Annotated in this window: 13 protein-coding genes; 11 read left to right on the top strand and 2 right to left on the bottom strand. The window is 72.0% G+C overall.

Annotated features, from left to right (window positions below):
• Position 1: 1 nt before the first annotated feature.
• On the bottom strand, positions 2 to 709 hold the full coding sequence (locus AB0L00_RS04285; RefSeq protein ID WP_364428102.1) for a FadR/GntR family transcriptional regulator: 708 nt from the start codon (positions 707 to 709) through the stop codon (positions 2 to 4).
• 189 nt (positions 710 to 898) lie between these two features.
• On the opposite strand from AB0L00_RS04285, the gene AB0L00_RS04290 reads away from it, so the two are divergent.
• The 11 genes from AB0L00_RS04290 to AB0L00_RS04340 are packed head-to-tail and all read left to right on the top strand — an operon-like array spanning position 899 to position 11,942.
• The gene (locus AB0L00_RS04290) at positions 899 to 1,738 is read left to right on the top strand and encodes a fumarylacetoacetate hydrolase family protein (protein ID WP_364429002.1); all 840 of its coding nucleotides are present in this window, start codon (positions 899 to 901) and stop codon (positions 1,736 to 1,738) included.
• A complete protein-coding gene (locus AB0L00_RS04295; RefSeq protein ID WP_364428105.1) occupies positions 1,735 to 3,018 on the top strand; it encodes an enolase C-terminal domain-like protein in 1,284 nt (427 codons plus the stop codon). The genes AB0L00_RS04290 and AB0L00_RS04295 overlap by 4 nt, the downstream gene beginning before the upstream one ends.
• 1 nt (position 3,019) lies before the next feature.
• Positions 3,020 to 3,763 (top strand): SDR family oxidoreductase, encoded by a 744-nt coding sequence (locus tag AB0L00_RS04300; RefSeq protein WP_364428107.1) that lies wholly within the window; start codon positions 3,020 to 3,022, stop codon positions 3,761 to 3,763.
• Between the two features lie 7 nt (positions 3,764 to 3,770).
• Entirely contained in the window at positions 3,771 to 4,817 is a 1,047-nt protein-coding gene (locus AB0L00_RS04305; protein WP_364428110.1) for a sugar ABC transporter substrate-binding protein, read from the top strand.
• Positions 4,814 to 6,346 (top strand): sugar ABC transporter ATP-binding protein, encoded by a 1,533-nt coding sequence (locus AB0L00_RS04310; protein WP_364428113.1) that lies wholly within the window; start codon positions 4,814 to 4,816, stop codon positions 6,344 to 6,346. Before AB0L00_RS04305 ends, AB0L00_RS04310 begins: the two co-directional genes overlap by 4 nt.
• Positions 6,339 to 7,352 (top strand): ABC transporter permease, encoded by a 1,014-nt coding sequence (locus AB0L00_RS04315; RefSeq protein ID WP_364428116.1) that lies wholly within the window; start codon positions 6,339 to 6,341, stop codon positions 7,350 to 7,352. Before AB0L00_RS04310 ends, AB0L00_RS04315 begins: the two co-directional genes overlap by 8 nt.
• Before the next feature lie 2 nt (positions 7,353 to 7,354).
• Positions 7,355 to 8,272, top strand: coding sequence for an aldo/keto reductase (locus tag AB0L00_RS04320; protein WP_364428118.1), 918 nt, complete (start codon positions 7,355 to 7,357; stop codon positions 8,270 to 8,272).
• A complete protein-coding gene (locus AB0L00_RS04325; RefSeq protein ID WP_364428121.1) occupies positions 8,269 to 9,138 on the top strand; it encodes an amidohydrolase family protein in 870 nt (289 codons plus the stop codon). The genes AB0L00_RS04320 and AB0L00_RS04325 overlap by 4 nt, the downstream gene beginning before the upstream one ends.
• 5 nt (positions 9,139 to 9,143) lie before the next feature.
• Complete coding sequence (locus AB0L00_RS04330) at positions 9,144 to 9,848, top strand: (Fe-S)-binding protein (protein WP_364428123.1); 705 nt, start codon at positions 9,144 to 9,146, stop codon at positions 9,846 to 9,848.
• Positions 9,849 to 9,903: 55 nt separating this feature from the next.
• Positions 9,904 to 11,322: a lactate utilization protein B gene (locus AB0L00_RS04335; RefSeq protein WP_364428126.1), complete on the top strand. Its 1,419-nt coding sequence runs from the start codon at positions 9,904 to 9,906 to the stop codon at positions 11,320 to 11,322.
• A complete protein-coding gene (locus AB0L00_RS04340; RefSeq protein ID WP_364428129.1) occupies positions 11,319 to 11,942 on the top strand; it encodes a lactate utilization protein C in 624 nt (207 codons plus the stop codon). The genes AB0L00_RS04335 and AB0L00_RS04340 overlap by 4 nt, the downstream gene beginning before the upstream one ends.
• 2 nt (positions 11,943 to 11,944) lie before the next feature.
• Here the strand turns inward: AB0L00_RS04340 and AB0L00_RS04345 are convergent, their stop codons facing one another.
• Positions 11,945 to 12,157: a DUF4287 domain-containing protein gene (locus AB0L00_RS04345; protein WP_364428132.1), complete on the bottom strand. Its 213-nt coding sequence runs from the start codon at positions 12,155 to 12,157 to the stop codon at positions 11,945 to 11,947.
• Positions 12,158 to 12,176: the final 19 nt, after the last annotated feature.

The following is a 12,176-nucleotide window of genomic DNA, read 5'->3' on the forward strand; positions in this document are numbered from 1 at the left end:
GTCACTCCTCATCGCCTCCCTGCCGGCGGGCCCATTCCTCGACGGCGCCGATGTGCACGGCCGCGGCGACGCGGGCACCGTCGGGGTCGCGCTCGACCAGCGCCCGGTAGATCGCGTCGTGCTCGTGGTTGGTGCGCGGGAAGACGCCCTCCTCGCGGTAGCCGCGCCAGACGCGGGCGCGGAAGGTGCGGCTGTTGAGCCCGTCCAGGATCGCGCCGAGCACCGGATTCCCCGCCGCCTCGGTGATGACGCGGTGGAACTCCAGGTCGTGCCCGACGATCTCCTCGGCGGTCGTGCCCCGCTCCATGGCGGTCATCTCGGCGCGCAGGCGGGCGAGACCCGCCTCGTCGATGCGGGCCGCCGCGGCGGCCGCGGCGGCGGGCTCGAGGATCTTGCGCACCTGGACGAGGTGCAGCAGCGTGTCGCCGCGAGAGATCTCCGCGACCACGCCGAACGTCTCCAGCAGGTCGCCCGGTTCGAGCCGGGTCACGTAGATGCCGGCCCCGTGGCGCGCCTCCAGGACGCCCATGACGGTCAGGGCGCGGATGGCCTCGCGCATCGAGCTGCGGGACAGGCCCAGGTCGGCGGCGAGGTCGCGTTCGGTCGGCAGGCGCTGGCCGGGCGCGAACTCACCCATGGCGATCCGGGTCTTGATCTCATCGATCGCCCGCTGGGTGACGGTGGTCCTGGCGCCGGCGTCGTCCGTCACGCGCGCTCCCTCCTCAGCCTGCGGATCACATCCTGCCGGACGGCAGAGGTCGTACCAATTCGTAGAAAGTAACAACTATGTAGCGGGGTATTGCCAGGACAGTGCTCTCCAGTGATCTCATGTCCGGGTAAGAGGTCCGATGAATAGGTGAGAGGTCGGACCACCCGAACGAGCAGGGGGTACGACTACGTGAAGCTGCTGCGTGTCGGTCCGGAAGGCGCCGAACGCCCCGCGGTCCTGGCCGAGGACGGCTCGCTCCTCGATCTGTCCGGCCTGACCCGCGAGATCGACGGCGACTTCCTCGCCGCGGATCTGGAGCGGGCCAAGGCGGCGTACGCGGCGGGCGAGCTGCCGCCCATCCAGAACACCAAGCGGATCGGCGCGCCGGTGGCCCGGCCCGGCAAGGTCGTGTGCGTCGGCCTGAACTACCGCGACCACGCGGAGGAGACGGGCGCGGACATCCCGGCCGAGCCGATCATCTTCATGAAGGCGTCGAACACGGTCGTCGGCCCGGACGACGACGTGCTCATCCCACGGGGCAGCGAGAAGACCGACTACGAGGTGGAGCTGGCCGTCGTGCTGGGCGCCCGTGCCCGCTACCTCGACTCGCCGGCGGACGCACTACCGCTCGTCGCCGGGTACGCGATCAGCAACGACGTCTCGGAGCGGGAGTTCCAGCTCGAGCGTGGCGGGCAGTGGGACAAGGGCAAGTCCTGCGAGACGTTCAACCCGCTGGGGCCGCACCTGGTGACCGCCGACGAGATCGACGACCCGCAGAACCTCGGGCTGCGGCTCTGGGTCAACGGCGAGCTCCGGCAGGACGGCGACACCAAGAACATGATCTTCCCGGTGGACCACCTGATCTGGTACCTCAGCCAGTTCATGGTCCTGGACCCCGGGGACGTCATCAACACCGGGACTCCGGCCGGCGTCGCGCTGGGCAGCCCGGGTATCTCCTTCCTGCGCCAGGGGGACATCGTGGAGCTCGAGATCGACGGCCTCGGGCGGCAACGGCAGAGGCTCACATGAAGGTCATCGCACTCGAAGCCCACGACATCCGGTTCCCGACCTCGCGGCATCTCGACGGTTCGGACGCGATGAACCCGGATCCGGACTACTCCGCGGCGTACGTCGTGCTGCGCACGGACGAGGGCGCCGAGGGCCACGGGTTCACCTTCACGATCGGCCGCGGTACGGAGGTCTGCGTCGCCGCCGTCCAGGCGTACGCGCCGCTGGTCGTCGGCCTCGACATCGACCTGTCCGACCTGGGCGGCTTCTCACGGCGGCTGATCCACGACTCGCACCTGCGCTGGCTCGGCCCGGAGAAGGGCGCGGTCCACATGGCCGCCGCCGCGATCATCAACGCCGCGTTCGACCTGGCCGGCCGCGTCGCCGGCAAGCCGGTCTGGCGGCTGCTGGCGGACCTGCCGCCCGAGCAGATCGTCGACCTGGCCGACTGGAGGTACCTCACCGACGCCCTCCGCCCGGAAGAGGCCGTCGGCCTGCTGACGGCGGCCCGCGCGGGACGCGAGGACCGGGAGGCCGCCCTGCTGGCCGGCGGCTACCCCGCGTACACGACCACGCCCGGCTGGCTCGGGTACACCGACGACAGGCTCGTCGACCTCGCCCGGGAGGCCGTCGCGGAGGGCTTCACCCAGATCAAGCTGAAGGTCGGCGGCGACCTGGCCGACGACGTACGGCGGATGGAGCTGGCCCGCGAGACGGTCGGGCCCGACATCCGCATCGCGATCGACGCCAACCAGCGGTGGGACGTCGACCAGGCGATCGAGTGGGTCCACGCCCTCGAACCGTACGACCCGTGGTGGATCGAGGAGCCGACCAGCCCCGACGACATCCTGGGCCACGCGGCCGTGCGCCGGGCGGTCCGGCCCGTGCGGGTGGCGACCGGCGAGCACGTGGCGAACCGCGTCGTCTTCAAGCAGCTGCTGCAGGCCGACGCGATCGACGTGCTGCAGATCGACGCCTGCCGCGTCGCGGGAGTGCCGGAGAACGTCGCGATCCTCCTGCTCGCGGCGAAGTACGGCGTCCCGGTGTGCCCGCACGCCGGCGGCGTCGGGCTGTGCGAGGTCGTGCAGCACCTGTCGATGTTCGACTACCTCGCCGTCAGCGGCAGCACGGAGAACCGCGTCATCGAGTACGTCGACCACCTGCACGAGCACTTCACCGACCCGGTGCGCATCCGCGACGGCCACTACCTCGCGCCGACGGCTCCGGGCATGTCGGCGCGGATCAGACCCGAGAGCCTGCGCGAATACGCCTACCCCGACGGCGCCGCCTGGAGGTCTTGACGTGGAGTTCGACGGCATCAGGGCGATCGTGACCGGAGGGGCCTCCGGCATCGGGCTGGCCGCCGCCCGCCTGCTCACCGAGCGCGGCGCGACCGTGAGCTGCCTCGACCTGACCGAGCCGCCCGCCCCGCTGCACGGGGTACGGGCCGACGTACGGGACGACGCGTCGGTCCGCGCGGCGGTCGCGGCCGCGGTCGACCACCTCGGCGGCCTGGACGTGCTGGTCAACAACGCCGGGGTCGGCGCGCAGGGCACGGTCGAGGACAACGGCGACGACGAGTGGCGCGACGTCTTCGACGTCAACGTGTTCGGCATGGTGCGGGTGACCCGTGCCGCCCTGCCGCACCTGCGCCGATCCGAGCACGCGGCGATCGTCAACACCTGCTCGATCGCGGCCACCGCCGGGCTGCCGCGGCGCGCGCTGTACTCGGCGACCAAAGGAGCCGTTCAGTCGCTCACCCTGGCGATGGCGGCGGATCACCTGCGCGACGGTATCCGGGTGACCTGCGTCAACCCGGGCACCGCCGACACCCCCTGGGTCGGCCGGCTGCTCGCCGCGACCGACGATCCGGAGGCGGAGCGGGTCGCCCTGGCGGCCCGCCAGCCGAACGGCCGGCTGGTCAGCCCGGAGGAGGTCGCCGCGGCGATCGCCTACCTGGCGAGCCCGCTGGCGTCGGCGACGACAGGAACGGCGCTGGCGGTCGACGGGGGCATGGCCGGCCTGCGACTTCGCCCAGAGAAATGAGGACGCGATGAAGCGAGAGGTGCTCGCGGCGGGTGCCGCGGTCGTGGCGGCCGCGACGCTGGTGACCGGATGTAAGAGCAGCAGCGGCGCCTCGTCCGGCGGCGGTGCCGTCGGCGTGGACTATCCCCGGTCCGACACCGACTTCTGGAACTCCTACATCAAGTACGTCCCGCAGTACGCCAAACAGGACGGCCTGGACCTGAAGACCACCAACTCCGAGAACGACATCGCCAAGCTCGCCGCGAACGTCCAGTCGCTCATCGGGCAGGGCGTGAAGGGCATGGTGCTGGCCCCGCAGGACACCGCCGCGGTCGCACCCACCTTGAACCAGCTCCAGGAGAAGAAGATCCCGGTGGTCACCGTCGACACCCGCCCGGACAAGGGCGACGTCTACATGGTGGTCCGCGCGGACAACCGGGCCTACGGCGAGAAGGCCTGCAAGTTCCTCGGCGACACGCTGAAGGGCAAGGGCAAGGTGGCGATGCTGGAGGGCGATCTCGCCTCCATCAACGGCCGGGACCGCACCGAGGCGTTCAACCAGTGCATGTCCCAGAACTACCCGGGCGTCAAGGTCATCGGCCTGCCCACGGAGTGGAAGGGTGACGTCGGCGCGAACAAGCTGCAGACGACGCTCGCCGCCGACCCGGACTTGAACGGGATCTACATGCAGGCGGGCGGCGCGTTCCTCGCCCCGACGCTCAACGTCCTGAAGCAGAAGGGCCTGATCTTCCCGCCGGGCAACCCGAAGCACATCGCGATCATCTCGAACGACGGCATCCCCGAGGAGCTGAAGGCGATCGAGGCCGGGCAGATCGACGCCACCGTCTCCCAGCCCGCCGACCTGTACGCCAAGTACGCGCTGTACTACGTAAAGGCCGCCATTGACGGCAAGAAGTTCACTCCGGGCAAGACCGACCACGATTCGACGATCGTCGCGCCGCGGCCCGGTCTGCTCGAGGACCAGCTGCCCGCGCCCTTGGTCACCAAGGACGGCACCTACGCGGGCTCGCTGAAGGCGTCGGACCCGCAACTCTGGGGCAACCAGGTCAAATGAGCCATTCCGCCAGCGCCGCGGCCGGCGTCCGGCCGGTCGCGGCGGCCCACAGGATCAGCAAGCGCTTCGGCGTGACCGTCGCGCTCGACGACGTGTCCCTCGCCGTGGGCGACGGCGAGATCCACGCCCTCGTCGGCCGCAACGGCGCCGGGAAGTCCACCCTGGTGTCGGTGCTCACCGGCCTCGTCCCCCCGGGCTCCGGAACGGTCGAGTTCGGCGGCGAACCGGCCCCACCCCTCGCGGACCGCGAGGCGTGGCGGCGGCGGGTCGCCTGCGTCTACCAGAAGCTCACGGTCATCCCGTCCCTGTCCGTGGCCGAGAACCTTTTCTTGAATAGGCAGGGCTTGAACAGGCAGGGCCGTGGCCTGATCTCCTGGGGCTCGCTGCGCCGCCGCGCCCGCGAGCTGCTGGACACCTGGGAGGTCGACGTCGACGTGCGGGCACCGGCCGAGCGCCTCACCGTCGAGCAGCGGCAGCTCGTGGAGATCGCGCGGGCGCTGTCGCACGGGTCGCGGTTCATCATCCTCGACGAGCCGACCGCCCAGCTCGACGGCCAGGCGATCGAGCGACTGTTCACCCGGATGCGCTCCCTGCGGGAGTCCGGGGTGACCTTCCTGTTCATCAGCCATCACCTCGACGAGGTGTACGAGGTCTGCGACACCGTCACCGTCATGCGCGACGCCCGGCACATCGTGACCTCTCCGGTCGCGGAGCTGGGCAAGGAGGCGCTGGTCACCGCGATGACCGGCGAGGCCACCGGGCTGATCGACCTCGGCGCCGGCCGGCCCGCGTCGGCGCGCGACGCCCCGCCCGCCCTGACCGTCACCGGCCTCGGCGTCCCGGGCGTCTTCGAGGACGTGTCGCTGACCGTGGCCCCCGGCGAGATCGTCGGGCTGGCCGGGGCCGGCGGCTCCGGGAAGATGGCCGTCGGCGAGTCGATCGTCGGCCTGCGCCGGGCGGCCCACGGCACGGTCCAGATCGGCGGCACGACGCCCCGCCCCGGCAGCGTGCCCGCCGCGCTGCGGGCCGGCCTCGGCTTCGTCCCGCAGGACCGGCACAAAGAGGGTCTGATCCCCGGCCTGTCCATCGCCGAGAACACCACCCTGACCGTCCCCGAGCGGCTGGGCCGCTTCGGGATCATCGGGCCGCGGCGGCGTGACGAACTCGGCGCCAGGGCCATCGCCGACCTGGACATCAAGGCGGCCGGGCCGGAGCAGCCGGTGTCCGCGCTGTCCGGCGGTAACCAGCAGAAGGTCGTCATGGCCCGCGCGCTCGCGGGCGATCCGAAGGCGCTGGTGCTTATGCAGCCCACCGCCGGGGTCGACGTCAAGGCCAAGGAGACGCTGCTCGGCACGGCCGTCGCGGCGACCGCCGACGGCACCGGCGTCCTGATCATCTCCGACGACTTGGACGACCTCCGTCCCTGCGACCGGGTGATCGTCCTGTTCAAGGGCGCCGTCGTCGCCGAGATGCCGGACGGCTGGGACGACCACGAACTGATCGCCGCGATGGAGGGCATCCGTGACTGAGACACAGGCGGCCATGGCCGCGCCGGCCCGCGGCCGGATGACCGCGCCACGGCTGGCACGCCTGCGCGACCTCGCACTGGTACCGGCGATCATTGTGATCGCCATCGTCGGCTACTTCGTCAACCCGGTGTTCCTGCACTGGGACAATCTGGTCAACGTGCTGCAGCAGCAGTCGGAGATCTCGCTGCTCGTGCTGGCCGAGGCGCTCATCCTCATCTGCGGGCGGATGGACCTGTCGCTGGAGTCGACGTTCGGCCTCGCGCCGGGGATCGCCGCCTGGCTCGTGCTCGCGCCCGGCATCACGCACGGCGTCGGCTGGCTGCCCGGGGCTTGGTCGATCCCGGTCACGCTCGCCGTCGGCACCGTCATCGGCTGGATCAACGGCCTGCTGATCGTGCGGTTCCGCCTGAACGGCTTCATCGTCACGCTGGGCATGCTGATCGTGCTGCGCGGCCTGCTGACCGGCATCAGCGGCGGCAAGACGTTCTTCAACCTGCCGTCGTCCATGATCTACCTGGGCAACGCCGTCTGGCTGGGCCTGCCCGCGTCGATCTGGATCTGCCTGGTCCTGTACGCCCTGGCCATCGGGGTGACCGGCTACACCCGCTGGGGCCGGTCGCTGTACGCTATCGGCGGCAACGCCGATGCGGCCCGCGCCGCCGGTATCCGCGTCGACCGGGTGCTGTGGGGCACGCTCGTGCTGGCGAGCCTCCTCGCCGCCCTCGGCGGCCTGCTGCTCACCGGCCGGCTCGCCTCCGTGGCGGCCAGCCAGGGCAACGGCGCGATCTTCACGGTGTTCGCGGCGGCGGTGATCGGCGGCGTCTCGCTCAACGGCGGCAAGGGCACCATCTTCGGCGCCTTCACCGGCATCCTGCTGCTCTACCTGATCCAGAACGTGCTCACGCTGGCCGGTGTCCCGGCGCAGTGGATCGGCGCGCTCAACGGTGCGATCATCCTGATCGCGCTGATCATCAGCAGGATCACGTCGGGCCAGGCACAGGAGTAGCCATGGAACGCCGCAGACTCGGAAGGTCGCCCGTCGAGGTGACGACGCTGTCGTTCGGCGGCGCGGCGATCGGCGGGCTCTACACCCCGGTGTCCGACGCCGACGCCACCGCGGCCGTACGCCGCGCCCAGGAGCGCGGCATCGGGTACTTCGACACCGCGCCGCACTACGGCGCCGGGCGTGGCGAACGCCGCATGGGCGCCGCCCTGACCGGCGAGTACGTCCTGTCGACCAAGGTCGGGCGGCTCCTCGTCCCTCTCGGACCGGGGGAGCCGCCCGAGCCGGAGGGGTTCGCCGACCCGCCGCCGTACAAGCGGGTCTGGGACTGGAGCGCCGACGGCGTCCGCCGGTCCCTGGAGGAGTCGCTGAAACGCCTCGGCGTCGACCGGGTGGACGTCGTCTACCTGCACGACCCGGACGACCACGAGGAGGAGGTGTACGCGACGGCGTACCCGGCGCTGGCCGCGCTCCGCGACGAGGGCGTGGTCGGCGCGATCGGCGCCGGGATGAACCAGACCCCCATGCTCACCCGGTTCGTCGAACGCCTCGACCTGGACGTCGTGCTGTGCGCCGGCCGGTACACCCTCCTCGACCGGTCGGCCGAGGAGGACCTGCTGCCCGCCTGCGCCCGGCGCGGCACCTCGGTCGTCGCCGGCGGCGTCTACAACTCCGGGCTGCTGGCGGGCGGCACCACGTACGACTACGCGCCCGCCCCGCCGGAGCTGCGGGAGCGCGTCGCCCGGCTGGAGCGGATCTGCGCCGGGCACGGCGTTCCGCTGCGCGCGGCGGCGCTGCGGTTCCCGCTCCGGCACCCGGCGGTGGCGAGCGTCCTCGTCGGCTGCCGCAGCGCGGCCGAGGTCGACGACAACGGCGACCTGTTCGAGCTGGACATCCCCGAGACGCTCTGGGAGGACCTGTGACCGAGGCGGTGCTGGTCGACGCGCACCATCACCTGTGGGACACCGGCGTCCGCGACTACCCCTGGATGGACGGCCCGTGGGCCGACCCCCTCCGCGGCCGGTTCGACGCGGCCCGCTACACCGCGCTGACCGGGGCGTACGGCGTGCGGGACTCGATCGTCGTGCAGGCGCTGCACGACGTCGGCGAGACGTACGACCTGCTCGCGGCGGCGGCCGACCCAGTCGAGCTCGACCACGGGGACGAGCCGGGCCCGGTCGCGGGCGTGGTCGGCTGGGTGGACCTCGCCGCGCCGGACGTGGCGGACCGGATCGCCGAGGTGCGGCGGAGCCCGTCCGGCGGGCTGCTCGTCGGCGTCCGCCACCAGGTCCAGGACGAGCCGGACCCCGAGTGGCTGCTGCGGCCCGACGTCGTACGCGGTGTCGAGGCGGTCGGGGCCGCCGGACTGGTGTACGACGTGCTGGTCCGGCCACCGCAGGCCACGGCCGCCCTGGAGATCATGCGCCGGCTGCCGGAGGTGTCGTTCGTCCTCGACCACGCCGGCAAGCCCGACATCGCCGGCGGCGCCTGGGAACCGTGGGCGGGCTGGATCACGTCCCTTTCCGCGCTGCCCAACGTGGCGGTCAAGCTGTCCGGCCTCGTCACCGAGGCGGCTCCCGGCTGGAAGCCCGCCGACATCCTGCCGTACGCCCGCCACGTGCTGGACTCCTTCGGCGCCGACCGCGTCATGTACGGCTCCGACTGGCCGGTCTGCACGCTCGCCGCGTCGTACGAGCAGGTCCTCGACCTCGCCCGGGAGGCGGTGCCGGCCGGCGACCGGGACGCCGTGTTCGGCGCGACGGCCCGCCGCGTGTACGGACTAAGGTGAGTGTCATGCGGGTCGCACTGTTCGTCACCTGCGTTAACGACACGCTCTTCCCCGGCACCGGGAAGGCGACCGTCCGGCTGCTGGAACGGCTCGGTTGCACGGTCGACTTCCCGCTCGAGCAGACCTGCTGCGGGCAGATGCACTTCAACACCGGCTACCGCGACGACGCCCGGCCGCTGGCCCGCCGCTTCACCGCGACGTTCGACGGCTACGACGCGGTCGTGGTGCCGTCCGGATCGTGCGCCGCGATGGTCCGCGAGTGGTATCCCTCGCTCGGCGTCACGCCGCCCGAGGGCGTGTACGAGCTGTCGGAGTTCCTGGTCGACGTGCTCAAGGTCACCGACGTCGGCGCGTACTTCCCGCACACGGTGACCTACCACCCGACCTGCCACTCGCTCCGGTCGCTCAAGGTCGGCTCACGGCCTTTCGACCTGCTGTCCCACGTGCGCGGGCTCACCCTCGTACCGCTGGGCGGCGCCGAGGAGTGCTGCGGGTTCGGCGGCACCTTCGCGCTCAAGAACCCCGCCGTGTCCGCCGCCATGTGCGCCGACAAGGTCCGCAACGTCCTGGACACCGGCGCCGAGGTGCTCTGCGCCGCCGACAACTCCTGCCTCATGCACATCGGCGGTTCGCTGACCCGCCAGCGCACGGGCGTCCGCGTCCTCCACCTCGCCCAGATCCTCGCCTCGACGGAAGGAGATACGGCATGAGCGAGCGAACCATGAGCATGGCGTTTGTCGGCACTCCTCCGCCGAAGGAGGCCACATGACGGCCACCTTCGTGGGGATGCCGGCGTTTCCGGAGGCGGCGGCGCGGGCGGTGGGCGACGCGCAGCTGCGCCACAACCTGCGCAAGGCCACCCACACGATCCGCGCCAGGCGCGCGGCCGTCGTCGGCGAGCAGCCCGACTGGGCCGAGCTGCGCGCGGCGGGCGCGGCGATCAAGGACCGTACGCTCCGGCACCTCGACGTCTACCTGGAACGGCTGGAGTCCGCGGTCACGGCCGCGGGCGGCCACGTGCACTGGGCCGAGGACGCCGCCGAGGCCAACCGGATCATCGTCGGCCTGGTCAGGGCGACCGGCGAGACCGAGGTCGTCAAGGTCAAGTCGATGGCGACCCAGGAGCTCGAGCTGAACTCCGCGCTGGCCGCCGCCGGCATCCGTGCGTACGAGACCGACCTCGCCGAGCTGATCGTGCAGCTCGGCGACGACCTGCCCTCGCACATCCTGGTCCCGGCGATCCACCGCAACCGCGCGGAGATCCGGGAGATCTTCAGCGACCGGATGGCCTCCTGGGGCCGCCCCGCCCCTGAGGGCCTGAAGGACGATCCCCGTGCCCTCGCCGAGGCCGCCCGGCTGCACCTGCGCGAGCGGTTCCTGCGCGCGAAGGTCGGCATCTCGGGCGCCAACTTCGCGGTCGCCGAGACCGGAACCCTCGTCGTCCTCGAGTCCGAGGGGAACGGCCGGATGTGCGTGACGCTGCCCGAGACGCTCATCTCGGTGGTCGGCATCGAGAAGCTCGTGCCGACCTGGCGGGACCTCGAGGTGTTCATGCAGCTGCTGCCCCGCTCGTCGACGGGGGAGCGGATGAACCCGTACACCTCGATGTGGACCGGCGCGACGGAGGGCCAGGAGTTCCACCTGGTCCTCGTCGACAACGGCCGTACGTCGGTGCTGGCCGACCGGGTCGGCCGCCAGGCGCTGCGCTGCATCCGCTGCTCGGCCTGCCTGAACGTCTGCCCCGTGTACGAGCGGACGGGCGGCCACGCGTACGGCTCGGTGTACCCCGGGCCGATCGGCGCGATCCTCACTCCGCAGCTGCGCGGCCTGACCGGGCCGCTGGAGGAGTCGCTGCCGTACGCCTCGACGCTGTGCGGCGCGTGTTACGAGGTCTGCCCGGTCGCGATCAACATCCCCGAGGTGCTGCTCGACCTGCGCGCCAAGGTGGTGACGAAGGGCCACCGCGTGGAGCGCCTCGCGATGGGCGCCGCCCGCCGGGTCCTGGCCGACCCGAAGTGGCTGGCCGTGGCCCAGCGTTCGGCCGGCCGGCTGCGCCGCTGGACCCCGCGTCGCCTGCCCGGCCCGCTGTCGGCCTGGTCGGACACCCGCGAGGTGCCCGTACCGCCGCGCGAGTCGTTCCGCGACTGGTGGGCGCGGCGGGCGGGCGAGGAGGGGGATCGATGAGCTCCCGGGACCGGATCCTGGCGCGCGTCCGGGCGGCGCTCGCCGACGTCCCCCGTACGGAGGCGCCGGAGGACGTCGAGGTGCCGCGCGCGTACGACCGCGACCGGTCCGGCCCGGACGTCGTCGAGCTGCTGGTCGACCGCCTCGTCGACTACAAGGCGGTCGTGCACGAGGTCACGGACGTGCCGGCGGCGGTCGCGGACGCGCTGCGGAGGCACGGCGCCCGCCGGGTCGTCGCGCCCGCCGGCGTCCCCGCCGAGTGGCTCGGCGACGCGGAGGCGGTCCGGGACGACCCGGCCCTGTCCGCGGCCGGCCTCGACGCCCTGCACGGCGTGGTCACCGGCTGCGCGGTCGCCATCGCCGAGACCGGCACGATCGTCCTGGACGGCGCCGCGGACCAGGGCCGCCGCGCGCTCACCCTGATCCCCGACTACCACCTGTGCGTCGTCCGGCGAGAGCAGATCGTCCGCACCGTCCCCGAGGCGCTCGAACGCCTCGACCCGTCCCGCCCGCAGACCTGGATCAGCGGCCCGTCCGCGACGAGCGACATCGAGCTGAACCGCGTGGAGGGCGTCCACGGCCCCCGCACCTTGGAAGTCCTCATCGCCCCGGCCCGGTAGGTCTACTCGGCGCTGTCCTCGGCGAGGGTGTGGGCGACGAGCGCGTTGGCGTGGCCGTGACCCAGGCCGTGCTCGGTCTTCAGCCAGGAGACGAGGTCCATGTGCTTGGTGAGCGGCGAGGAGCGGATCAGCTCCTGCCACTCGGCGATCGGGCGGCCGTACTTCTTCTCGATCGACGGAAAGTAACTGGCGGGGCCCTTCACCGGTTCGGCCATGGCGTTATGTCCGTTCTGT

It is taken from the genome of Actinoallomurus sp. NPDC052308 (assembly GCF_040679195.1).
GTDB lineage: Bacteria > Actinomycetota > Actinomycetes > Streptosporangiales > Streptosporangiaceae > Actinoallomurus > Actinoallomurus liliacearum.